At 46.7% G+C, this 23,993-nt stretch carries 20 protein-coding genes; 17 read left to right on the forward strand and 3 right to left on the reverse strand.

The window, feature by feature from the left end; genetic code table 11:
* The 11 genes from EBR25_08165 to EBR25_08215 form a co-directional block, all read left to right on the forward strand.
* Positions 1-2,168: carbamoyl-phosphate synthase large subunit (locus EBR25_08165; GenBank protein NBW40961.1), on the forward strand; the 2,168-nt coding region annotated here is incomplete at its 5' end.
* A 102-nt stretch (positions 2,169-2,270) separates the two neighbouring features.
* Positions 2,271-2,777 (forward strand): transcription elongation factor GreA, encoded by a 507-nt coding sequence (gene greA / locus EBR25_08170; protein NBW40962.1) that lies wholly within the window; start codon positions 2,271-2,273, stop codon positions 2,775-2,777.
* Between the two features lie 62 nt (positions 2,778-2,839).
* Entirely contained in the window at positions 2,840-4,036 is a 1,197-nt protein-coding gene (locus EBR25_08175) for an acetyl-CoA C-acyltransferase (protein ID NBW40963.1), read from the forward strand.
* A 1-nt stretch (position 4,037) separates the two neighbouring features.
* Positions 4,038-5,927, forward strand: a complete 1,890-nt coding sequence (gene dnaG, locus EBR25_08180) for a DNA primase (protein ID NBW40964.1) — start codon at positions 4,038-4,040, stop codon at positions 5,925-5,927.
* Positions 5,928-6,138: 211 nt separating this feature from the next.
* Positions 6,139-6,372: a hypothetical protein gene (locus EBR25_08185; GenBank protein ID NBW40965.1), complete on the forward strand. Its 234-nt coding sequence runs from the start codon at positions 6,139-6,141 to the stop codon at positions 6,370-6,372.
* A gap of 233 nt (positions 6,373-6,605) precedes the next feature.
* Entirely contained in the window at positions 6,606-8,651 is a 2,046-nt protein-coding gene (gene rpoD / locus EBR25_08190) for an RNA polymerase sigma factor RpoD (GenBank protein NBW40966.1), read from the forward strand.
* Positions 8,652-8,793: 142 nt separating this feature from the next.
* Positions 8,794-9,396, forward strand: a complete 603-nt coding sequence (locus EBR25_08195; protein ID NBW40967.1) for a hypothetical protein — start codon at positions 8,794-8,796, stop codon at positions 9,394-9,396.
* Between the two features lie 59 nt (positions 9,397-9,455).
* On the forward strand, positions 9,456-10,352 hold the full coding sequence (gene dapF, locus EBR25_08200) for a diaminopimelate epimerase (protein ID NBW40968.1): 897 nt from the start codon (positions 9,456-9,458) through the stop codon (positions 10,350-10,352).
* A gap of 272 nt (positions 10,353-10,624) precedes the next feature.
* Complete coding sequence (locus EBR25_08205) at positions 10,625-11,464, forward strand: IclR family transcriptional regulator (protein ID NBW40969.1); 840 nt, start codon at positions 10,625-10,627, stop codon at positions 11,462-11,464.
* A 357-nt stretch (positions 11,465-11,821) separates the two neighbouring features.
* Positions 11,822-12,964, forward strand: a complete 1,143-nt coding sequence (locus tag EBR25_08210) for an acyl-CoA dehydrogenase (GenBank protein ID NBW40970.1) — start codon at positions 11,822-11,824, stop codon at positions 12,962-12,964.
* Positions 12,961-13,323, forward strand: coding sequence for an Hpt domain-containing protein (locus EBR25_08215; protein ID NBW40971.1), 363 nt, complete (start codon positions 12,961-12,963; stop codon positions 13,321-13,323). Before EBR25_08210 ends, EBR25_08215 begins: the two co-directional genes overlap by 4 nt.
* Here the strand turns inward: EBR25_08215 and EBR25_08220 are convergent.
* Positions 13,320-14,276, reverse strand: a complete 957-nt coding sequence (locus EBR25_08220; GenBank protein NBW40972.1) for a hypothetical protein — start codon at positions 14,274-14,276, stop codon at positions 13,320-13,322. The genes EBR25_08215 and EBR25_08220 overlap by 4 nt on opposite strands.
* Positions 14,277-14,453: 177 nt before the next feature.
* The gene (locus EBR25_08225) at positions 14,454-16,847 is read right to left on the reverse strand and encodes a HAMP domain-containing protein (GenBank protein NBW40973.1); all 2,394 of its coding nucleotides are present in this window, start codon (positions 16,845-16,847) and stop codon (positions 14,454-14,456) included.
* A gap of 587 nt (positions 16,848-17,434) precedes the next feature.
* On the opposite strand from EBR25_08225, the gene EBR25_08230 reads away from it, so the two are divergent.
* The 5 genes from EBR25_08230 to EBR25_08250 all read left to right on the forward strand — a co-directional run bounded on the left by EBR25_08230 (position 17,435) and on the right by EBR25_08250 (position 23,346).
* The gene (locus tag EBR25_08230) at positions 17,435-18,364 is read left to right on the forward strand and encodes a class I fructose-bisphosphate aldolase (protein NBW40974.1); all 930 of its coding nucleotides are present in this window, start codon (positions 17,435-17,437) and stop codon (positions 18,362-18,364) included.
* A 300-nt stretch (positions 18,365-18,664) separates the two neighbouring features.
* Positions 18,665-19,060 (forward strand): iron-sulfur cluster assembly accessory protein, encoded by a 396-nt coding sequence (locus EBR25_08235; protein ID NBW40975.1) that lies wholly within the window; start codon positions 18,665-18,667, stop codon positions 19,058-19,060.
* Positions 19,061-19,373: 313 nt separating this feature from the next.
* Complete coding sequence (locus EBR25_08240) at positions 19,374-19,964, forward strand: hypothetical protein (protein ID NBW40976.1); 591 nt, start codon at positions 19,374-19,376, stop codon at positions 19,962-19,964.
* Positions 19,965-20,142: 178 nt separating this feature from the next.
* Positions 20,143-21,978, forward strand: coding sequence for a hypothetical protein (locus EBR25_08245; GenBank protein NBW40977.1), 1,836 nt, complete (start codon positions 20,143-20,145; stop codon positions 21,976-21,978).
* A 120-nt stretch (positions 21,979-22,098) separates the two neighbouring features.
* Complete coding sequence (locus EBR25_08250) at positions 22,099-23,346, forward strand: aminopeptidase (GenBank protein ID NBW40978.1); 1,248 nt, start codon at positions 22,099-22,101, stop codon at positions 23,344-23,346.
* Positions 23,347-23,495: 149 nt separating this feature from the next.
* Here the strand turns inward: EBR25_08250 and EBR25_08255 are convergent, their stop codons facing one another.
* Positions 23,496-23,726 carry a hypothetical protein gene (locus EBR25_08255; protein NBW40979.1) on the reverse strand — a complete coding sequence of 77 codons (231 nt, stop codon included), beginning with the start codon at positions 23,724-23,726 and terminating at the stop codon, positions 23,496-23,498.
* Positions 23,727-23,804: 78 nt separating this feature from the next.
* Between EBR25_08255 and EBR25_08260 the strand changes: the two genes are divergently transcribed.
* Positions 23,805-23,993: histone H1 (locus EBR25_08260; protein NBW40980.1), on the forward strand; the 189-nt coding region annotated here is incomplete at its 3' end.

Raw genomic sequence — 23,993 nt, forward strand, 5'->3', positions numbered from 1 at the left:
GTTCACTTGAGACTGGGGCATCTTGGTTTGACTTAACGAAGAGGTTCCATTCATCGAGCAAAACGGAACTCATCGAACTCGTAGCGACACCCGGTCCAGAGCGACTGTGGGCAGTAGCAGAAGCCTATCGAAAAGGAGCATCGCGAGAGGAATTGTTTCAATCTTCTAAAATTGATCGATGGTTTCTCGCTCAAATTGAGTCAATAGTCCAAATGGAAAAGGAACTTTCACAATTTCGTTCCAACCAAGAGAGTGGTGCTCAGACGCTAGCATTGCTCTCGTATAATGACATGCTCCATTTAAAGTGTGAAGGCACGAGCGACAAACGAATTGCCGATATTATCGAGGTGAATGAATCTCTCGTTCGAACACGAAGGAAGGAACTTGGCATTATTCCGACATACTCACTGGTTGATACCTGCGCTGGAGAGTTTGAGGCATATACTCCTTACATGTATGGAAGTTACGAGCCTGAGCACCCCGTCCTAAAAAATAATAAAAGTGTCCAAGCAACTCGTTCGTCAAAGGGAAGTATCATCATCCTTGGGTCTGGGCCGAATCGCATTGGGCAGGGAATAGAATTTGACTATTGTTGTGTACATGCTGTTCTTGCATTACGCGAGCAAGGCTACGATGCCGTCATGATAAACTGTAACCCGGAAACAGTAAGCACTGACTATGATACGAGCACTCGTCTGTATTTTGAACCACTGACACTAGAATCGGTATTGAATATATGTGAATTCGAGAAGCCAAAAGGTGTTATCGTTCAATTTGGTGGACAAACTCCCCTGAAACTTGCCTCTGCATTAGAAATGGCTGGGATCCCAATCCTCGGGACAAGTCCTGCCTCAATTGACCTCGCGGAAGATCGGGAGCAATTCGCTGGGATACTTGAAAAGCTCAATCTTGTTCAAACTGAATTTGCCTTCGCTACCTCTGTTTCAGAGGCTGTTGAAAACGCTGAGAGAATTGGCTATCCACTCGTAATTCGTCCATCCTTTGTGCTCGGCGGTCGGGCAATGAGAATTGTTTTTCAAGAGGAAGAACTTCACGAATATATGCACGAAAGTGTTTTTGTCTCGGAAGAGCGTCCAGTATTGCTGGACCGATTTCTTCACGATGCGATAGAAGTAGACCTTGATGCGGTATGTGACGGAAAAGAAGTTAGAGTCTCTGGCGTGATGGAGCATATTGAGCGCGCTGGGATACACTCAGGTGATAGCTCTTGTTGTCTCCCTCCACAAAGTCTAAGCAGAGAACTTGTTGAGACCATGAAGGAGCAAGCCAAAAGTCTTGCTTTAGCCCTCGGAGTTCAAGGACTCATGAACATTCAGTTCGCCGTCTCTCCCGAAAAGGAAATATATGTGCTTGAGGTTAATCCAAGAGCCTCGCGGACAGTTCCCTTCGTAAGTAAGGCATCTGGTATTCCATGGGCAAAAATTGCGGCAGTAGTTATGGCAGGAATGTCGCTTCCAGAGGCCTTAGAGCTCTACGAGGCAGGGAAACAGTCAAAAAAGTTTTGGTCAGTTAAAGCTTCGGTTTTTCCATTTAAGAAGTTTCCAGGCGTAGATACCATCTTGGGGCCAGAAATGAAGTCGACAGGAGAAGTAATGGGAATTGGAGAGACGTTCCCTGAGGCATTCTTGAAGTCTCAAAGTGCAGCTGGTATTAATCTTCCGATGGAGGGAACTGCCTTTCTCAGTGTTAGAGAAAGTGATAAGAACGCCCTCATTCCCATTGCACAAAAACTAAAAGCGTGTGGCTTTCGTCTAGTCGCCACTCAAGGCACTGCGCACTTTCTAGAAAAACATGATATTTTCGCTGAGCGCGTAAACAAAGTCCGGGAGGGTTCACCTCATATCGTTGAAATGATTGGTAACGAGGATATCGACTTAGTGATCAATACTCCTGAAGGACATGGGCCATTCCTTGATTCTCGATCAATTCGATTGATGAGTAATGAAATAGGAGTTCCGCTCTACACGACAACAGCCGCAGGGCTTGCAGCGGTGGAATCAATTGCTACGATGCAAATGGCTTCACAGCATACAGGTTCACCAGAATTTGTCCCGTCAGTCTCATCGCTTCAGGAGCTTCACCAGGAGGAAACTCGGGAGCAGCAGGACTCAGATGCCCCACAGGTGGGTCTTTGCGTAGGCTCGTAAGGGGATTCCTTCGCTTCGTCTGTCACTTTTCAAGACTTTCTCACGTTAGCAGTCATGATAAAGCTTTAATCTTTCTCCAGACCGATATACCCTAGAGGTACTATGAAACGACCAATGACACCGAACGGCTACGCCAAGCTGCGAACCGAACTACAGAAACTCAAGGCAATGCGTCCCCAACTTGCTGAAGCAATTGAAATCGCTCGTGGGCATGGAGATCTATCCGAGAATGGCGATTATGATGCGGCAAAAGAGCGTTCAGGAATCACTGAGGCAAAAATTCGAGACTTAGAGGTAAAACTCGCTAATGCTGAAGTGATCGATCCCACTCGATTAGACGAACCTGATAAAGTAGTTTTTGGGGTTACAGTAGACCTTGAAGAGGTAAACTCCGGTGAAGAGAAAACCTACACGTTAGTGGGAGAAGATGAATCGGATGTCACCAAGGGTCATATTTCCATCGCATCTCCGATCGGCCGTGCATTAATTGGAAAGGGCGAAGGAGATATCGCCAAGGTACGGCTACCCGGGGGAGAAAAAGAATTCGAAGTAATGGCTATAAGAGTCGATATTTCAGAGGATATGCAAGCCAGCGAAGAACGTAGCTAGATTGACGCGAACGCTTGGCATAGAAGCACATCCCATATCGAGTCGAAAATGTGAGAAAATCTATGTCGCAAGATGTTTACATATATTCTTCTGCCCGTTCTGCTATAGGAAAATTTGGCGGATCTCTGAGCACTATGCCTCCTGGGGAACTCGGTGCCCACATTGCATCTGCCGCGCTAGACCGGTGTGGTGATATCGACACAGTAAAAGACTTGGTTGGAGAAGTTATTGTTGGAAATGTTCTTGGAGCAGGCCATGGAATGAACATTGGAAGACAGGTTGGAATTAAATCTGGACTTCCTGTTACCGTTCCAGCGTACACAGTAAACAAGGTATGCGGTTCAGGCCTAAAATCTGTTTGCCTTGGCTATCAGGGTATTACGCTCGGTGAACACGCAGCCATTTTGTGTGGGGGTGTGGAGAACATGAGCCTCGCAGCCCATGCTGTCCATGGCTCTCGCTGGGGAACTAAGCTTGGAGCCCCCAATATTGTTGACCTCCTGTTGAACGACGGACTGACTGACCACTTTGAAGGATGTCATATGGGCATCACAGCAGAGAATCTTGCTGAGGAAATGAGCATTTCTCGTGAAATGCAAGACGACTACGCCTTCTCGAGTCAAAAAAAGACGGCGGCAGCAATTGCCGATGGACAATTTGCAAAAGAGATTGCCCCTATTGAAATCTTTCATAGAGGTAAGTCTCAGATGACATTTCAAGAAGATGAACATCCAAGATCCGACATAACAAGAGAGAGCTTAACAGCACTGAAACCAGCATTTACAAAAAATGGAAGTGTCACCGCGGGGTCTGCCTCAGGAATAAATGATGGCGCTGCATTTGTTGTGCTCGGTAACAGAACAGTGGGGGAATCACTTGGGCTAGCACCTCGGTTCCGAATTCGAGGTATTTCTTCAAGTGGAATAGAGCCGAGAATTATGGGATTAGGACCTGTGAATGCTGTAGAGAGTCTTTTGAAAAAGTGCTCTCTGAAACTATCCGATATTGGGTTATTCGAGTTAAATGAGGCTTTTGCAGCCCAAGCAATCGCAGTCTCAAGAGCGCTAGAAGTTGATGAATCTCTCGTTAATATTCGGGGTGGGGCAATTGCCTTGGGACATCCGATTGGAGCAAGTGGCGCACGAATTCTGGTTACACTTTTATCCGCCATGGAAGATGTAAAGGCGCCTCTCGGTATTGCAGCGCTATGCGTTGGGGGTGGCCAGGGTGTCGCTATAGCGGTTGAGCAGATACAATGACATGATTAGTCAAGAAACCATTGATGAAGTGCTCGACAGGGCCTCGATTATCGACTTCTCGCAAGAGCTCCAAGGAGTAAAACAACAGGGCGCACGTCTCTTTGCCATCTGCCCATTTCACCAAGAGAAAACTGGCTCATTTCACGTTCGAGATGGAGGAAAGTTTTATCACTGCTTTGGCTGCGGGGCATCTGGAAACGTCTTCGGCTTCGTAATGAAAGTCCTTGGAGTGACATTCCCAGAGGCAGTGGAGCTCATAGCTCAGAAATATGGCATCACAATAACGAGAACAGAAGCCAAGAAAGGAAACAATAGCAATAGAACTCGTGATAAGTTAAAAAAAATAAATAAGCTGGCCCTTCATTTTTTCCTTACCCAAAACGAACAACAACCCCTCAAAGCTTATCTTGATGAAAGAGGAGTTGGAGGTGAACAAAGAGCTCTCTTTCAGCTCGCGTATGCCCCAAAGGAGTGGAGTCTCTTAACCAATTTCTTAAGAAGTAAAGGAGCTCCCGAAGAACTCATGCTTCAATCAGGTCTTGTGAAAAGAAACTCCAGAGGCGAGCTTTATGATGCCTTGAGGGGACGGCTCGTCTTTCCAATTGAGGGGCTCGATCGGTCTCTTATCGGGTTTGGTGGTCGAATACTTCCGCAATTCGATGGCGATGGCACTCCTAAGTATCTCAACTCCCCAGAAACACCAATCTATCGTAAGAGTCGAGTCTTGTATGGGCTGCCTCACGCCATGGCCGCAGCTCGTTATAAACGAGAGATCTTTATTGTAGAGGGGTATTTCGACGTAATCTCCATGTTTCAGCACGGGGTGCAGGAAGTGGTTGCAACTTGTGGAACCGCCTTAACCGATGGACATGTTGACGTTTTAAAACGCAGCGTAAATAAAGTATCCGTGATCTTCGACGGTGATAGCGCTGGCCGAGACGCTGCATCGAAAGCCTTTCCGAGCTTTCTTAATAGCGGAGTAGAAGCTGATGCTATTTTCCTCCCAGAGGGTGAGGACCCTGATTCATTTGCTCGTCTGCATAAGGAACACTTATCCGAGAGCCTCTCTGCAGCCCCTAAAGTGCCTCTCTTCGAATGTTTCATCGACTTTCAATGTCGCTCTGTAGGTGCGAAAGAGAGGTCATCTCTCAGTCCCAGACAAAAAGCCCAAGTCGCTCAAAAGGTAGGCGAGGTTCTGTCATCAACACGGAATCCTATTGAACTCGATGAATATCTGAAAAAAACGGCCTACCTTCTGAATACGGAGACAGCTCTCATAAAAGAGTTACTGAACAGCATGAAGGTCAAGGGGTCTGAATACCACCTATCATCACTAGAGGGACAAGGAGATTCGCGCTTGGTGGAAACTCCTGCCTCTCCTAGTAACAGAATAAGTGATTCATCTGGCACTGAAATACAACCTCAAACTCTCTCACATTCTCATAAGCTACTCTTACGCTCTGTCATGGTGCTCAAAGAAGAAGCACTGCAACATCTCGATCAGCTTCCCGATATATACGGCAACCTCCCACAAGGACTCATTCTATTCTGTGAGTCATTCCGAACCGTACTTGAACATCGGCAAGGCACTGAAAAGGAACAAAAATTACACCTTAAAGAGTTTCTGCTCGGCTTTGGTCCTCAATGGATAGAATTTTGGAAGGAAAGCTATCAAATAGCAGAGGAGCCAGAAGTCGACTGCTCTAAGATGTTATCTGAGTCCATCCTGCGACTCCGTGAGGAGAAAGTCCTCTCCTCAATTGATCTCCTTGATGCATCTCTCAGAGAGCCAGAAGGGGAGTCCCAGAGGGAATACCTACTTCAGGCGCGGCTGGATCTCCAAAGAAAGCTGAGGAATCTCAGGGAAGAGGCTGCCGCAAAAGGCATTTAAGCGCCCCTCAAAGGCTAAGGAGGCTTCTCTTGAGTAGGTTCAATGGGAGACGAGAAGCTCAAAAAGCAGTTTCGCCGAAAAATCATGACAAATCACCAAAATTCCTGATTTTTTCTTGCCGCTACCTTGTTCCGTTCTCCCATTTTTGGCACCTTATGCAGGCACGGTTCGAGACACAGGGATTAAATAGAGAGCTCCAGCTGCACATGTCGTGACTCTCATAGACCCTCCAGTTTGTAAATTAGGGAACCGTCCAGTGGAGTTCTATACAAGCAAATATGAGCTAGCAAAAGAATTGGCTGGCGATGAGTCAGCTGGCGATTATCCAGCTCGCAACGAAGGGGTTGTGTTCGATTTCGGGAATGAAGGATGCGAGTCCCTATCATTCCACGGAAGGTTGTCGGCAGGTTTTAAGTTCATTTACGACAAACTTTTAAAGGAGTAGCACGAGTGGCAACCAGAAAAAGGCCTTTGAAGAAAAAAGTCTCGAAGAAGCGTGCTTCGGTAAAAAAAACAACTAGCACAAAAAAAGCAACTTCCAAAAAGAAAACTACCACAAAAAAGCCAGCGACCTCCGTAAAGACAAAGAGCACTCGCGCCAATGCGACATCAAAAAAAACCGCGGCAAAGAAAAAAACTACAGCAAAGAAAAAAACTACAGCAAAGAAACAAACTGCAGTGAAAAAGACATCTTCTCTCAAGAAGAGTAATAAAACAGCGAGCTCGAAAGATAAGAAGACAAGAAATAGCTCGAAGACAGGATCAACGCGGTCAGCAAAAAAGACGACTGCGTCTCGCAATCAGAAAACAGAGGACAACTTAGCACTGGATGAAGCCGAGGATCTCGATGAAGGAGAATTCTTTGACGATGAGGGAGAGTTCGCAGATGAAGATTTAGAGCTAGACGACAGTGATGTAGAAGAGGAAAGAGACGCAGAGGAGGAGGAAGAAGACCTCGATCAGGATGATCAGGAGTCCGATGAGGAAGAAGAACAAGAGGATGAGGACGACGAGGAAGATGACGACGACGAGGAAGATGAAGAATATGAACGTCGAAAGAAGCGGAAACGAGGCGGGGATGAGCCGCTCCTGAGGAGACCTGAAGACGGCGTTCCAGCTCGCTATGCCTCTGAAGGAGATGAGTATAACCTCGGAAAGGGTGCCGATCCAGTTCGGATGTACCTTCGCGAAATGGGGAATGTAAGCCTGCTGACGCGAGAAGGTGAAGTCGAGATTGCTAAGCGCATTGAAGAAGGTCAACTTTCAGCCCTTTCTGAAACCCTCAGTCAACCGTATGCACTCTTTTATACTGTAGAGCTTTTTCAACGGGTGAAAGATGAAGAAGTTCGGCTCAGAGATCTGTTTGTAGAAGAGGATACTGAAGAACCAGAAGAAGATGCTGATGACGAGACCGACCAGTCAGAAGACGGCTCTGGTGATCAAACTGCAGAAGAGAAAAAAAGTGCTCTCGATGAAGAGGAAGAAAGGCAACGTAAAGAGTTCGTAAAAAAAGCTCCTCCCTTTAAGAAAGCGCTTAAGGATACGGAAGTGTTGTACGAAGCACTCGTGAAAGCTCGAAAAAAAGGAGGAAAGACGTTTGCAGATGCAGAAAAGAAGTACCAACGGCAACTTGAAAGAAATTCTACCCGAATACAAAATCTGAATTTAAGTGCCAAGCAGTACGCTGCCATGGCGCAACAGATCAAAGAGCTTCACACCGAGTATCTTCGATTCGACAGGGAAGTTGAGTCCCTCGCATCATCGGTAGAAAGAGACAGTGAAGAGCTCTTTGATGGCGTGAAGGAACTCACATCGGAAGATCAACTCGCCTTTAAACGGGTATGCAGAAGGTTTAAGCTCAAGGCACAAGAGGCACGGGTGCTTGGCGAAAAGATGAACGTGCTCGATGAAAAGCGGATGAAGCTCAGCGAGCGAATGCTTATGGAGCCGAGCGAGTTCAAGCTCCGAGTTCGAACGTTGAAGGACGCGGACGAACGAGCATATATCGCCAAACAAGAACTCGTAGAGGCGAACCTGAGACTCGTCGTTTCCATAGCAAAGAAATATACGAATAGAGGCCTCCAGTTTCTTGACCTCATCCAAGAGGGCAATATCGGCCTAATGAAGGCCGTAGATAAATTTGAGTATCAGCGAGGGTACAAGTTCTCTACCTATGCGACTTGGTGGATTCGTCAAGCAATAACGCGAGCCATCGCAGATCAGGCTCGTATCATCCGAATTCCCGTACACATGATTGAAACAATCAATAAGCTCGTACGAACCTCGCGTTCTCTCGTTCAAGAATTGGGGCGAGAACCGACTCCAGAAGAAATTGCGCAGCGAATGGAAATCCCGGTCGACAAAGTGAGAAAGGTCCTGAAGATCGCCAAGGAGCCGATTTCTCTTGAGACACCAATAGGAGAAGAGGAAGACTCACATCTTGGAGATTTCATAGAGGATAAGCGGGCTGTCTCTCCGGCAAATGCTGTTGTGAATATGAATCTCCACGAACAAACACGAAGAGTTCTTGCAACGCTGACACCACGAGAGGAAAAGGTGCTTCGTATGCGGTTCGGTATAGGCGAGAAAAGTGATCATACTCTTGAAGAGGTAGGACAAAACTTTGATGTGACTCGTGAGCGCATCCGACAAATTGAGGCAAAAGCCCTGAGAAAGCTACGGCATCCGAGTCGGAGTAAGCGCTTACGTGGATTCGTCGAGTAAATCGCTTAAATGCTCACAAGACGTTTCCCTAGAGGAAGCGCAGTGTTGATGAGGGAGCGCAGTGTTGATGAGGGAGCGCAGTGTTGATGAGGGAGCGCAGTGTTGAGGGAGCAGCACGGACACAAACTGGGGGAAATGTAGTATGAATCTGAAAACTCTAATTTTCTATATGATGCTTCCGGTGATATCTTTTTCCTTACTCGGGTGTGGGCACTACGGTCCACCACAACCCCCCGAACGATTTGCACCAGCTGCCGTGCTTAATATCTCGACCACTTCACAAGCCGATGGCGTTACTCTTCAATGGCGTTCCCCGGAAAAGAATTTACAGGGAAAACCTCTTGAAGACCTTCAATATTTCGATATTCGAAGAACGGACCTCCGTGACATACCGCAATTTCGGAAAGATCCCATTAAAAACTCTATATCGGTCGGGACCGTCAACGACAAAGCCATTGCCGATTTCGTAGCAAGACGATCGAAGGCTCGCTCTAATAAGACCCCCCTGAGAAAAGAGAAGATAAATCCAGAACTCATACAGTATGATTTCTTTGATGGCAGTGTCGTAAGAGGAGAATCTTACCTCTATTCAATAGTCCCGATGACCAAGGGGGATATCCCGGGAAAGGTAGAGCACTACGTACGCGTGCGTTTCTCTGGCACCGAAAGTGAAATCACACTGCTCGACTCTGATATATTTGACAGACCCTATGCACTAGCATTCCCGTCTCGAACGCTGCCATAATTGAGTTCGTGAATGCTTTCTAGACACCTATACACTGGTATGTTTCAAAGGGAGTAAACATGAGCGACTGCTCCATACTTGAACCTGAATCGGATAGCGTTCTCTCTGGAAAATTCTGGAAGCTCCACGCCTGCGGCAATAGCGCCGTCATGATGACCTCTAAGGCAACGCTCCCCACCCCAGAGCAGGTAAGGCGTATGATTCTTACTGGACCGTCAGCATCCCGTGCAGATAATTTGCTTATGTTCACAACAGATGGCTGCTCAAAAGGTATTGATATTTTGGTTGAGGGCTTCAATGCCGATGGCTCACGCGTCGGATTATGTGGAAACGGAGCTCGATGCCTCGTTTGGATGGCGGTTAAACTCGGGGACCTTCCACTGCGTAGCGCGCCATACGACATGCTGATGGATAATACCCGATTAAGTATCCAAATAGAGAGCTTTGAGGACCAAACGGTATCAATGCTCGTTCAACCACCATCTTTTGATCCTGATAGCATTCCTTTTACGGGAGAATCCTCGAGCGGCCGTCTCAAAATTCTTGATGAACAGTATGAATATGTCGTTGTTGATGTCGGCAATCCACACTGCGTTCTCTTTGTTCCTGAACTCCTATCCCCTGAATCTTTGACCGCAGTCGCGCAACACTTACAGAAAGATGTTACTCTCTTCCCAGAAGGGGTAAATGTTTCTGCCTGCACTATCGATACTGGAAGCCGTATCCATGCAAGGATTTACGAACGTGGAGTAGGCCTATCTTCCTCAAGTGGCACGGGGTCAGTAGCAATCGCAAGTGCTGCACGAAGCTTCAAAGGACTAGGCGAAAAAATTGAGGTATGTATGGATGGGGGTACTCAGGTTGTCGAATGGAAGGGGGGGGGCACCCCTGTAAGAGCAACAACCCAGGTTACCTTCGTGGGTGAAGGAGAATTTGGAAGAAAATTAGCGCACTAGCAGTCCAAGGACGCCAGAGGCGCAACCTCCTGTAACCACTAGATTATTCCTTTTTCCCGTGGTCATGGAGAAGGAAACGTCAGAAAAAACTTAGCGGGAAGGTTTTTTTTCTCTTGCGTGGTGAGAGGCAGTTTGAAACGGTTTAAGTCGGGGTTTTACTGCAAGTAAAAAGGGTTCTCATTGCCGCAACTCCATTGCGAGAAAGGGAATGAGTTAAACCAGGTGAAACAGATAACGTGTTAGTATGAAAGGGCAGCGATAGGGGTGGTTCTTTGGCGCCTCACAATATCTCTGAGTTGGGAGCAAATATGAAGAGAGAAAAAGCTAATTACATGATCCAATCGGTTTCACATGCAATTGATGTTCTTGAGGAACTCGCCAATGCTCGTGGTGAAATTGGAGTAACCGAACTCTCTAAGCGTCTCAAGCTTCACAAAAACAATGTTTTCCGCTTACTGGCAACTCTGGAGTTACGTGGTTACGTTGACCAGAATCCAGCAACCGAAGATTACCGATTAGGGGTTAAAGTCCTCGAGCTTGGTCAAGCATATCTCATTCAGAGTAATGTCGTTCAAAGAGCTACTCCAATTTTAAAGAAGTTGTCCGAAATCACGGGCGAAACGGCTAGTCTAGCAGTGTTACAAAACGGTCAGGTACAATATCCCATATCGTTTGAGCCCAAAAAGCCAGTGCGCGTCGGCGGTCGTATCGCGACTTCAACAAGTGCTAAAGCAAGCGCGGTTGGACGTTTGTTGACTGCTCAGCTTACCGACACCGTGTTGGATGAGCTTCTGGCGACAAACACTTCTCAAGATGCTGCTATCAGGACTCAACTCTCGGAACTCCGCAAAACGGGTAAAACAGTTGATAAAGGAGGCATCGAAGCCGAGGTCTGCGCATTCTCTCAGATCGTGAAAGGAACTGGGAACACGGTCGTCGGTGCAATCGAGATTCTAGCTCCCCAGTTCCGAGCAAACTCAACGGAAATTGAAACAGCATTGAATAACGCTACCGAGGAGCTCTCAAAGTCACTCGGAGGGGCGGTGAAGGCTGGACTCGCACAGTCTCTTGAAAAGGACGTGGTACGCCACTCTGCAACAAACGCCAGTTAGGTAATAGCTGTATCTCGAGCAGTTTCGTAACTTCTCTACCCGCTCTTTTCGAGCGTGTCCTGAGTTTTCATCTGAGTGAGTTACCGGGATGACTTGTGGTCTTGGTGCTCCATAACCGAGAGATTCTATCGGGGAGTGGCCTCAGTTTGAACCGCATCCGAGAAATCCCCATGTGATAGTGCCTATGAAGATGCCCCCGCCTAGGAGTTTGCCCTCTCTCGGCTTTCTAAAATAATGAGAGATCAAAATCTGTTACGCCAAAGTCATTTTTACCGGATAATATGAGTAATCCGCCCTCGGGATGTCATCCTATAAAGAGTAAAGAGTCGCCCTGTTAAAAAACCATAGGAAATTGCAATGGACAGACTGAATGAAGAACAACAAGCCCTCCGTGATGAAGCAAAGAAGTTTACCACGGGTGAGATCACACCACACGCCGCAGCTCTGGACGAGTCTGCACAGTTTCCGCGAGACATCTTGAAAAAGGCGCAGTCTCTAGGGCTAATGAACCTCACGCTTGACGAGTCTCTTGGGGGAACGGGTCTGAATCTCTTCAATACCTGCTTGATACTGGAGGAGATCTCTGCTGGATGCGCTGGAGTTGCAACATCCCTCGTAGCGAATGACCTTGCCCTGACTCCCATCAGCTTATATGGGACACCTGAACAAAAAGACCTGTTCATCGGTAAGCTCATTTCCGAGCAAAAGTTCGCTTCATTCTGTCTTAGTGAACCCGGAGCTGGATCCGATGCTTCTGGATTGAGCACAGCTATCACGAGTGATGGAGATTCTTATGTTCTGAACGGTCAAAAGCAGTGGATTACGAATGGTGGAGAAGCTTCTCAATACACGGTGTTTGCTACACATGACAAAGAAAAACGTCATAAAGGGATATCTTGTATCGTCGTACCTGCGGATACACCGGGGGTCTCGTGTGGTGCCCATGAAAATAAAATGGGGCAACGGTGCTCGAATACCGTAAGTGTAACGTTTGAAAATGCGAGAGTCCCTAAAAACAACTTAATTGGAGAAGAAGGAAAGGGCTTTGCCATAGCGATGCATACTCTCGATGTCAGTCGTCCGATGACTGCTATTTTAGCTGTTGGAGTAGCCAGAGCTGCATTCGAGCACGCTCGAAGCTATGCGAAAGAGCGCTCTCAATTCAGTCAGCCAATTGCCAACTTTCAGGGCATTCAATTCATGCTTGCAGATATGGCTACAAATATAGACGCTGCAAGGCTCTTAACCTGGCGTTCAGCCGAACTTGTCGATGCTGGAGAGCGTTCTCCTCTACAATCCAGTATGGCTAAGCGATTCGCCGCTGATATGTGCATGGAGGCGACTACTAATGCAGTCCAGATTTTTGGGGGCTATGGCTATACAAAGGATTATCCAGTGGAAAAGCTTATGCGTGATGCAAAACTCCTTCAGATATATGAGGGTACCAGCCAAATACAGAGAGTCGTTATTGCCCGAGAACTATTAAGAGATCAATCATGAGCGATCATGGCACCGAACTGCCATTTTTCAACTCGGCAGAAGCTCTTGAACGAGTAGGTGGAGATGTCTCGTTTTTAAGAGAGTTGGTCGATGTATTTCTTGCTGGCATGCCCGAGGCGATAAGAAACGTTACTGAGGCTGTTCATGCTAAAAGCTCTGAACGTTTAGTTGAATCAGCACATGCGCTCAAAAGTGCCCTGGGAAATCTTAGTGCAATAAGGGCTCATGAATACGCGAGACAAATAGAGAAAATTGCTATACTTGAAGATTTTGAAGAAGCATTAAGACTGCTTGCTCTCCTAGAGAAATCAATCGATGGATTCCTGCAATCAGTGGAAAAAGACCTCCGTGATAACTAATTATTCTTCCAACTGACTGCTTGAGCCGAGATACTTGCTTTTTTCGGCTGGATAGAGACGTTGCCTCCTTTGAGATCCTGATATGTTAAGCGCCATATTGCATTGGCTCCCTCCTCACTTCTCTCAAGTGCAAGTTGTTCCAATTGTCGACTGAGAAGCAATTCAAAATGCTCGAAGGAAACATCAAATCTTTCCTCAAACGCCAGACTAAAGGGCACATTATCCCTTAAATCATCAAAAAATGCTCTAAGTACCTCTGGAGACTCATGCGATAGGAGGAACTTCGTTGCATAAAGACTTTGTGCATACGCTGCTGGAACCATCGCTCGCGGTAGTTTTGTAAACCCATTCTGAAGCAACTCAAAAGGAATAACACCTTCTTCTATAATCCACTTTCTTAGCGCTCTTTTAAGGACAGGGTGCTCAGGACCCTCAAGTAGTTGAGCCAATCCTTCATCTAACCAACCAGGACAAGTTCCGGAAGTTTGATGATCGATAATCGCGTGCACGAGTTCGTGCCGTATCGCCCTCTGAAGTTCTTGAGAACTAACAGCACTTGCCGAAGCTATTGGAATAATAATTCGAGACTTGAGGTAAATTGCATTCGTCCATGTAGGGACCTGCATACGTTCATAGAAAGTAGAGGCTTCCATGAGTCTTATCTGCGTCTTGAAATTCTCATCTATCTCAAGAATGTCCGTAAGAAATTTGAACTCTTCGTCAATTTTTCCGCTCATAACAACCGCGCTACTGCGAAATTTATTAGGAACTATCAAATGGAGTGACTTATTATCTTGGGAACCTACTGGAACATATGTAAGAGAATTTTCCTCGCTCTTCGCTGGCAAACCTCCAAAGAGGACCACAATAAAGAGAAAGAAAAGGGGAGCAGCCAGCCAATGTCGACCGAATCGATGTTTGATGGAATAGTTGAGATAATAGAGGCCCTTCATATGCTATATATCGGCATCTGAAGACGAATACATGAGCTTAAATGGGCAGAGAATAGGCGAGGATAATAATAATGAGTTGCCTATGTTCTTGTAATTACAAGTGCATTCTTCGCTTTTGTTGCAGATACCAAAAGTGGTTGGAAAGAAAGACAAGAAAGTAAGAAAATCGGGGAAATCCTATATTTGGCTCGTTGCAACCTGAGTATCCGACGTTTCTCCACTGGAAACAGGTGCAATCTCCTCTAAAAAGGGAACCGTTACAAACAGTTTGCTACCAACCGTTACCTCTGTGGAAACTCGAGCAGTTCCTCCTAAGCTCTCTGCCGCAAATCGTATCGCATCCATCCCCACACCCCGTCCAGAGATATCAGAAACCTGGTCTTTTGTTGAAACACCACTATCAAAGACATGCTGGATGATCTCCTCATCACTCTCATCCGCAGCAGAAGCAACCCCTTTATCAAGAAGAAGCTTCCGCAACTTATCAGCATCAATCCCACCACCATCATCAGAAACAGTAATATTTAACCAATCTCCATTCTTATCTGAAGAGACGTCAAAAGTAATTTCAATAGTACCAGACTCTGGCTTGCCAAACATTTGTCGAATATCAGGAGTCTCAATGCCGTGATCAATCGCATTTCGGAATGCATGCACCATGGATGCAAAGAGGTCACTGTAAGGATCGCTCAGAACTCTTAAGTCTCCACCGGTATATTGAAGAGAACTGACTTGCTTGCCTTGTCGTCCGGCAACTTCCTCAATGATATTATCAAAATGTTCAAAACAAGTCTGAATTGGAACGGCAATAAAGCGGCGATTGAATTCTGGCAAAAGAGCTTCTGCGCCATGATGTTGATGTATCTCTTTAGAGAATTCTACGAGCTGAGTCAGCGGTATCTCTCTCATCTGACCGTCATCGATGGCTTTTCCTATGATGAGTCGGGCCTCATCAATAAAGCCGTCAAAGGCATTAGCGAGCTTACCCAGTTCTTGTGAGACAAGATCCTTTGAATCTAATAAGGTGGTGTCTCCTTCCTGACTTAACTCATTTAATTTGTCCTCAAAATGATGGGCTTCGTCTCGCACTTCTTGAATAGAAAATGCTGCTGCACCACCTTTAATAGTATGCGCATAGCGCAAGATAGCTTTGAGCTCAGAGGTATAGTCAGAAAGAGTCATTATTCGTTGCATCTCTGCAATCATAGAATGAGCATCATTGGTGAAGCTGAGGAATTGGTTTTTTGATTTTACAATTTTTGTAATCATTTCTGAATAGAGCCGGTTCTTCTCAGCTTCTTGGTGCGCTAAGTATTCCTGAGTTCTGTCAGTTGTAACAACAACTACATTAGTCACCTTGCCATCGTCATTACGCACAGGATGATAATCAATATCAATTTTCAATCCTTCAGAATGTTCGAATTGTGTAGGCCCTGCACTCTTAACACTTTCAAAGGGAAGTGGCTCATCAAATAGAAACTGACACCAGTCAGAAAGTGTCTGCTCATCGTGTTTCAGAACATCCCATATCTTTCTCGTTGCAGGACTTCCCTCCAAGAGTCTAGACGCTGCCTTTGAACATATCGGTGACACTTCACCAGTGCCATCAAAAACCAGAAATCCTTGACCTAAGCTATCCAACATTGCATTGATGGTCTTATTAGCATTACTTAATTCCTCAGTCCTCTCTGCAACCAACGCCTCAAGATTTCTATTGTACTCTTCTAAAGCATCTCGACTTTCCCTGAGATCACTGATCATTTTATTGAAAGTAGTTGCTAAAAGCCCAATTTCATCGCGCGAATCATACGTAATGCTCGTATCGAGATTACCTCCAGAGACCTCTTCCGCCACACTCGCCAGTCGTTTAATGGGGGAAGCGAGTTGTTTTCCAGATATAGCTCCAATGAGAATAGAGAGGGCTAGAGCAACAAGAGCTGGAATAGCAATATTCCGAGCGAGTTCGTACTTCGCTTGTGCAATTTCTCCTGCGGCACCGTAGTCAACTTCAACTACAGCCACTGTTGTTCCATCTTTCCTCTTAATTGGAGCAAACGCTGAGACCCAGATCCCTTCGGCATCTGTGTAAAGTTTTGTATGGGCTGGTTTTCCCGTATCAAAGACTTCCCTAACCTTCGGATGTATGGCCATTCCATTACCGACGTAATGTTCCTCAGGGGTCATTACGAGAAATATCATGTGCTCTGGCGACCACTCCGGTCTTATCAGGGTATATATATCTTCATGCAGTTCGTTCTTGGATTGAATTGCTCGAAGGGTCTCTCTGATCGACTCGAACTCCTTCGTCGCTAATACGGCTCCTACAGGGTCCTCCTCTGAATGCAGAAAAGCCTCAAAAACCCTCTCATGTTCTTCCCCAGGAATCATCATTGCGCCAGTTCGAACAATATGCTCAAGACGCTGGCCTAGCATGACCTCGACTTTAACTTCAATATTGCGGAAAATTGAATACGCCGTGAAAGCTAAGGATAGAAGTACCACAGCAACCAGTAGCCCGCTAATCTTCAGGGATACTCTGAGATCTCTAAATTTCCTAAAAATAAATCTCATGAATTGCCATTCAGCTAAGAATTCTGTTGCGCTAAGAGAAAATCGGACGCCTCCCCCCAAAACCTAAGCAAAATCGAAACAAAATCGAAATGCTGCGAATCCTTAAGAGAATGAGTAAGATACGGGAGATGCTGGGAGGCAAAAGTCGCTGTGAACAACACAAACTTCGCTTAGGTCGAGATAAAAAAACGGGCCTGGCAGTTTTTCCTACCAAGCCCGATTTCAAGCCAAGACTCTCGTCTGAGTCCTAGCTGGTCATCAGAGCTGACCGAAGCCAGCCCCTGAACACCCTACAGATTCGTCGATACAGAGAATCCGAAGTACTCGTTCTCTCAGGTGTTTCTTCCATCAACGGTCTCTGCATAGAAAGCGCCGAGGTAAGTACCATCAGAAAGAGTGTATCCTAGCGAAAACTCCATAGCACCACTGTTTTCTTTCAACTGTGGGAACTGCCCAGCTGGCAACAAACAGTGTTTGCAATAGTCTCCCGTTGAGTGTACAGATCTCTACACCGTTGATTTATCTCAAGAAACGGGATATCAAAATTTAGTGGTGATCGTGGGATAACATAGGGACAGGGAGGCTTAATGGAACACAAGATAAATGGGCGGGTTCGCGAGATTCTCGGATTCTACACAGGAGAGAACACTGGTGTACTCAAAAACTTGGCCTTGATGCTGAATACGGGAACACTCGCCGGCACTGGGAAGCTTGTTGTGCTTCCAGTGGATCAGGGCTTTGAACACGGTCCAGCCCGTTCATTCGCACCAAATCCTGCAGGATACGATCCTGATTACCACTTTGAACTTGCCATAGAGTCAGGTTGTAACGCCTATGCCGCACCATACGGTCAAATTGCTGCTTCACACGCCGACTATGCTGGACGGATACCAGTTATCGTTAAGATGAATAACAATGATTCCCTGTACAAAACTCGCAATCCTGTTCCAGCCGTAACCTGTTCAATCCGTGATGCGCTACAGGTGGGTGCATCAGCCATCGGTTTTACTATCTATCCAGGCTCATCGTTCAAGAAAGAGATGTATCAAGAAATTCGTGAGCTTGGAGAAGAGGCGAGAAGTCATGGACTACCAGTGGTGATATGGTCTTATGCTAGAGGGGAAAGCCTGTCTTCGGAAGGTGAAACAGGTATTGATGTAATTGCCTACGCGGCGCACATTGCCGCGCAACTGGGAGCTCATATCATAAAAGTGAAGCCCCCAACTGACTTTATTGAACTCTCTGCCGCAAAGAAGGCCTATGAGCAGGCCAATATACCGATCGCAACCCTTGAGGAACGGATACGACATGTGGTGCAAAGTTGTTTTAACGGAAAGAGAATCGTGATCTTTTCGGGAGGAGAGAGCAAAGCAACAGAGGCTGTGTTGGAAGAAATTCAGCAATTGAATGCCGGAGGTGCGTTCGGAAGTATTATGGGAAGAAATGCCTTCCAGCGCCCAAGAGAAGAGGCCGTAGCGTTGCTCAGAGATGTGATGAAAGTCTACCTGTCCTCCTAATGAGGTTCGCTTCTTAAGAACCAAAGCTTAGCATCAACAGAGGACACGAATGAACGCACGTCATTCTCACGTTGCAGCACCCTGCTGGCCTCCGAGCTGGACGAGGTTTATATGGCTTCAGGGGTTATTTTTTCGCTTTCAGGTGGAAAAAGCAGTCGTTGAACCTTGAACAATCGTGTACTCAATCTTATATTTGATATAGAGAGCAAGTGTTTTATACGTAAATTTAGGGTATACTTAGGATTGAGGGCGAAGAGCAACTTCTAGAACCCAGCCTGAAAGAACCTTGGAGAACAAATAATGGAATCTAGCACAGACAGCACCACACCTGAGAATTCTGCCCCTGTAGGAGAATTTAGCGCATCTGACGAGCGTCCAATCCATCTCACTGAGGCCGCGGTAAAGGCGGTTAAGGAGGCAATCGCAGCTGAAGGGGAAGCAGGAGACTCTCTTCGTGTTTCAGTAGTTGGGGGCGGATGCTCTGGATATCAATATAACCTCGACTTTGAAAAAGAGCAGCGGATGGGCGACATAGAGATCTCATTCGGCGACGTTTCTGTTGTAGTGGATTCAGTAAGTGCGGGTCTGTTGAAAGGCACCGTTATTGATTTTGTATCAGGTCTCAACGGAACGGGATTTAAGTTTGAGAATCCAAATGCCAATCGCACCTGTGGATGTGGCAGCTCTTTTGGATAAGAGGCGGGGAAATATCCCGTACACATGGCGTATCTGTGCCTGCGGGAACGAGCTCTCGAGCGAAGATGGCTGGAGCGAAAAGCCTCAAGATTCTGTTTTCATGTACTCTCTTTAGTTCGGTGCTATTTCGTTCGGTGCTATTTCGTTCGGTGCTATTTCGTTCGGTGGCGTGGTCAGGCCTTTGTTGATAGAGACTTCTTGTCGGGATCCACTTTGCCCGGAGAATCCGAGAAGCTTACTTTCCTGTTGTAAGCTTCCTTTCCGGCGCATACACTTGACTGCAGAATATATGGCTCATAAATCAAGAGTGCTTATGCCAGTAAAACTCCGCGGACAAGATAAGAAGAACCAAGAACTATCAACCGCAGGAATTTCCAGACTGCCTCATGAGCGGAGACAAATCTCGTACGCATACACACTCTGCTCGTCTGTTCTCGCATGTTCGCTTTTCCTCATGTCTTCGTTTTTTCTCTTGTCCTCTTTTTTCCTCAGTGGCTGTTCTAGTGCCACGAACACCTTCCAATATGAGCGCTTAAGTCGAGAAGAAGTAATTCTTGAGGAAGTGAGTGCTCATCCAACCCAATTTATCATCGAAAGTGCTGACCAATTGACGGTTTGGAGACGCCTCTATCTTCTGGGGACTCAATACCTGAATACATCGACTGCTCAGACGATTATTGCTCGACCGACGACTAAAGGCTTTCATCTTTCCCACAACCCAGCGCCTGGGAACCAAACGTCAATGGATATTTCCTATGAGGTTGTTGCGCTACCCATGCAAAGTGGTCAGTTCGAAGTTCGGGTCAGAACAGCTGAACGACTGGACGGTCCCATGCTTAAAGCGCGAAATATCGCCCGATTCCTAAAAACTGGCACCCTTGAACGAAGCGTGTTCTCTCATTAAGCCACTCATAACGGGAAATATTTTAGGAACTGTAGGTACGAACGCATATTAGCCGCCACTCCTCGTAAATCTGAGACAATCTACCAATTCACCGTTCCAAAATTTTTTTAGCCTCAGGGCCTTTACTCAGCACCAAAGCGATACGACAGCCCTTAACGAGGTAAAGGGGGAAAGCTGAGTGCTGGCCGGGGGTCACCCTTCATTCATCCTCAATGACAGGTATCGGGCATTGATGAAACAACGAGCGGTGCAAAGTAGGGATTCATCGGGGATTTCTCTTCGATTCTTATTAGCATGCCTTTTACTCACTGGAGCTGGAATCGCGCATGCACAAGCGCCTCTGGACGCATCATCTGAAAAAGTAGTTCAGAACGAATATATCGTATGGAACCCCCACGCGTCCTCCGAGTCTCGGTCTTATGCTGCAACATCGCCGACACTGGTCAACATAGCCAACAGCAGTAGCGCTCTCTCGTCAGCAGCAGTGGCTGTAGAATACAACGCTTCATTAGCGCTCTCAGACTGTTCGAGCATCTTGAGTATTATTGGTGATAGCACTCTACGGTGTCAGCCAAACTTTGTTTACACGACCGGGGCGCTCCCTAACGACACTGATTTCTCATCATTATATGCCATGCCGCAAATTGAAGCGCCTGCGGCATGGGAAGTAACGACCGGTTCATCCAATATCATAGTAGCAATACTCGATACAGGAATTGACTACACCCATCCCGACCTTACCTCTAACATATGGACGAATCTTGGAGAAATAGCAGGCAATGGACTCGATGACGACGGAAATGGATATATAGATGACGTGTACGGTTATGACTTCTATAATGAAGACTCGGATCCATATGACGATCATGGACATGGAACTCACTGCGCTGGGACCCTTGGTGGCGTTGGAAATAATAATCGAGGAGTAACAGGGGTTAATTGGGACGTTGCCCTCATGGGCTTGAAATTCATGGGAGCAACTGGCCTTGGCAATACCTTCGATATCATTCGAGCAATCAACTACGCGTCTGAAAATGGCGCCAGAGTAATAAATGCCTCATTCGGAGGACCAAGTTTTGATCCAGCATTACGAGATGCGATTCAAGTAGCTGGGCAGGATGGAATCCTCTTTGTAGCCGCTGCGGGGAATAATGGCTCGAATAATGACGTTTATCCAACTTATCCTGCTAACTTTGATCTTGATGGTCTCATCACAGTCGCTGCAACTGATAGCTCAGATAACCTGACATGGTTTTCAAACTATGGAAGTAATAGCGTTGATGTCGCTGCCCCAGGAAGTAATATTTTAAGTACTGTCCCTGCAGGAGGATACGCATATTACAGCGGAACCTCTATGGCAGCCCCACATGTAGCGGGCTTGGCAGCTCTTCTCCTAGCTGCCAACCCAGGACTTTCCCTCGACCAGCTCTCAACCGCTATTCTTAGTTCTGTTGATACTATGGATTCCCTCTATCAGGTCTCTACTGGAGGTCGAATCAATGCCGCCTCAGCCATGTCTCTTGTGGTAGTACCCATAGACGACGGCGAAGAGGATGGAGATGTGCCGCCAATTGACCCATCTCCCGGAAGTGGTGGGGGAGGCGCGCTACCGCCTGACGTATATCCTACACCAGAGCCTGTATTAGAATTGCCGCGCGTTTCACTACGAGGCACAAATCCGGAAGCGAAAAGACTACTCTACGACGGACGTTATCGTGCTCGAGTTCGCTCAGACGGAGGCGACAATGTCACAATATCAGCAATTTTGAAAAATCGTTCTAGCCTCATAGAGTGTGTCCTCGGAGAGTTCCCAACGGGATATACCATCCGTGTACGGGGAAGAGTGGCTCCGCGCAACGTTGGAACCATGCAGATAGTGGCACGTTTGACTGATAAGACCGGAGCCGAGACGCTATCGCGGACACGAAGAGTTCAATCAACCTCAAGAAATAGAAGGCTCAAAACCCGATTGTCTTGTGATCCTCTCAGAAGTCGGACTCGAATCAGACCATAATACTCGTCTCGATATCCAAATTTTGAAAAAATCCAACTCGCAATTTGCAATTTTACCATTTTTTGCACCGTTACTACCGAGTAAAGTGATCCAAAGGGTGAAAGAACCAAGAGGAGCGCTATGAGGTCATTTGATGAGAAGATTCGTGATTACGCAGAACTTGTAGTAGTGCACGGGCTCAACGTACAAAAAGGGCAGATAGTGCACGTTACAGGCGAAGTTCCTCACAGAGAGCTTTTACTGGCCATTTCAGAGGCAAGTTACGAAAAGGGGGCCTTATTCGTCCAAGTAGAAATAGTAGATACTCGTTTTTCACGCCAGCGCATTGATTGCAGCTCTAATGAGAATCTGGGCTATGTGCCGCCGTACGTCACGAACAAATATGATTACCTGATAGACCAAGAGGTAGCCAACGTCCGAGTTGTGGGGCCAGAGTTTCCACTGGTCATGGATGGGGCGGATCCTGCAAAAGTAAACATCGTTCGAAAATCTGGCTATGAGGCTCGGAAGCGGTTCTATGAAGAGGGGATAAATCAATCGAAAGTACACTGGAATGTCGTTGCGGGCGCTACTCCTCAATGGGCTCATCGTATTTATCCAGAGTTCTCAATTGAAGATGCCTACATTGCTCTTTGGGAAGACCTGTTTGCATTCTGCAGGGTCGGTGCTGGAGACCACCTGGAGAAGTGGCGACGACACGACCTCGAGCTACACGCAAGAGCGAAGCACCTCACAAACCTCCGCATGAAAGAGCTTCACTTTCAGTCAGAGGGCACAGATCTTCACATCGGATTAAGTGAACACGCTAAGTTTCAGGGTGGAACGAGCATCAGTAGTCGCGGCGCTGCTTTTGAGCCGAATCTTCCAACTGAAGAGTGCTTTACGACTCCCGACTGGAGAAGGTGTAGCGGAAAAGTGCAGGCGACACGACCGTTTTTTGTGAATGGAGTGCTCATCAGAGGGCTCTCAATGACCATACAATCGGGTGAAATAACAGACTTTTCTGCAGAATCAGGCGGCAGCACCTTTGAAGCATATATTAACAGCGATCCTGGTGCGAGACGACTAGGAGAGGTGGCACTCGTCTCCGTTGATTCTCCGATATTCAAAGCTGGCAGGGTATATGAAGAGATTCTTCTGGATGAGAATGCGGCGTGTCACATCGCTATAGGCTCAGCATACCGTTTTTGTCTTGAGCTACCGAACGAATCTACCGAAGAGCAATGGAACGCAGTTGGTTGTAATTCAAGTTCAGTACACACCGATATCATGGTGAGTGATGAACACACGAGTGTCGATGCGATACTCGATGATGGATCTTGCTTTCAGGTGATCCGTGAGGGCCGTTGGGCGTTTGAAATTGATTAGCCAGACCGCTTTTCGCTTCTCTGAAAACTTTTTACCAAAAGCAACATCAAATTAGAGACTTGCCAAACTCGCATTAGGATGGCAAGGTAACCTCGCGCTGGGTGTATCCCATGCGATGTTAAGGATCAGTTCCTTAATTACGTTACTAACTACCCAGTAAAGATTCCGGATCGCTCTTTGGGGTGAAACGGAAAAGGGGTAGAAAAAAAGTTAACCATTGACCTGACCAAAGTAGAGACCGAATCAATTGGTAAAGTCGGTAAGCGATAAACGAAATTGAGAAGGGAAAGGTGAGTTGATAGTTCTTTGAAGATCGGAAACTGACTACAGTAGACTGGGGTAAATCCAGTTCGCTGCAGAGACCAAAAAAGAACTTTCATGAAAATCACACTCCTCGAAAGGTATCAGAATGGTTAAAGGGAGCGAGCCTAGGCTCGCACATTGTGGAGAAACCAAAAATGGCGACTAAGAAACGTGCTGCTTCGAAGAAGTCAAGCCCTTCGAAGAAACGAACAGCTGCTAAGCGCAAGCCAGCAGCAAAGAAAGCTGCTAAGCGTAAGCCTGCAGCAAAGAAAGCTGCTAAGCGTAAGACTGCTAAAAAGTCGACTGCTAAGAAAGCTACTGCTAAGAAGGCTACTAAGCGTAAG

It is taken from the genome of bacterium (assembly GCA_009926305.1).
Classification (GTDB): Bacteria; Bdellovibrionota_C; UBA2361; order UBA2361; family RFPC01; genus RFPC01.

Bases quoted from the DNA above. Each gene is read 5' to 3' on its own strand.
- greA (NBW40962.1), top strand. From the start codon at position 2,271: ATGAAACGACCAATGACACCGAACGGCTACGCCAAGCTGCGAACCGAA.
- EBR25_08175 (NBW40963.1), top strand. From the start codon at position 2,840: ATGTCGCAAGATGTTTACATATATTCTTCTGCCCGTTCTGCTATAGGA.
- dnaG (NBW40964.1), top strand. From the start codon at position 4,038: ATGATTAGTCAAGAAACCATTGATGAAGTGCTCGACAGGGCCTCGATT.
- EBR25_08195 (NBW40967.1), top strand. From the start codon at position 8,794: ATGAATCTGAAAACTCTAATTTTCTATATGATGCTTCCGGTGATATCT.
- dapF (NBW40968.1), top strand. From the start codon at position 9,456: ATGAGCGACTGCTCCATACTTGAACCTGAATCGGATAGCGTTCTCTCT.
- EBR25_08210 (NBW40970.1), top strand. From the start codon at position 11,822: ATGGACAGACTGAATGAAGAACAACAAGCCCTCCGTGATGAAGCAAAG.
- EBR25_08215 (NBW40971.1), top strand. From the start codon at position 12,961: ATGAGCGATCATGGCACCGAACTGCCATTTTTCAACTCGGCAGAAGCT.
- EBR25_08220 (NBW40972.1), bottom strand. From the start codon at position 14,276: ATGAAGGGCCTCTATTATCTCAACTATTCCATCAAACATCGATTCGGT.
- EBR25_08225 (NBW40973.1), bottom strand. From the start codon at position 16,847: ATGAGATTTATTTTTAGGAAATTTAGAGATCTCAGAGTATCCCTGAAG.
- EBR25_08230 (NBW40974.1), top strand. From the start codon at position 17,435: ATGGAACACAAGATAAATGGGCGGGTTCGCGAGATTCTCGGATTCTAC.
- EBR25_08235 (NBW40975.1), top strand. From the start codon at position 18,665: ATGGAATCTAGCACAGACAGCACCACACCTGAGAATTCTGCCCCTGTA.
- EBR25_08240 (NBW40976.1), top strand. From the start codon at position 19,374: ATGCCAGTAAAACTCCGCGGACAAGATAAGAAGAACCAAGAACTATCA.
- EBR25_08250 (NBW40978.1), top strand. From the start codon at position 22,099: ATGAGGTCATTTGATGAGAAGATTCGTGATTACGCAGAACTTGTAGTA.
- EBR25_08255 (NBW40979.1), bottom strand. From the start codon at position 23,726: ATGAAAGTTCTTTTTTGGTCTCTGCAGCGAACTGGATTTACCCCAGTC.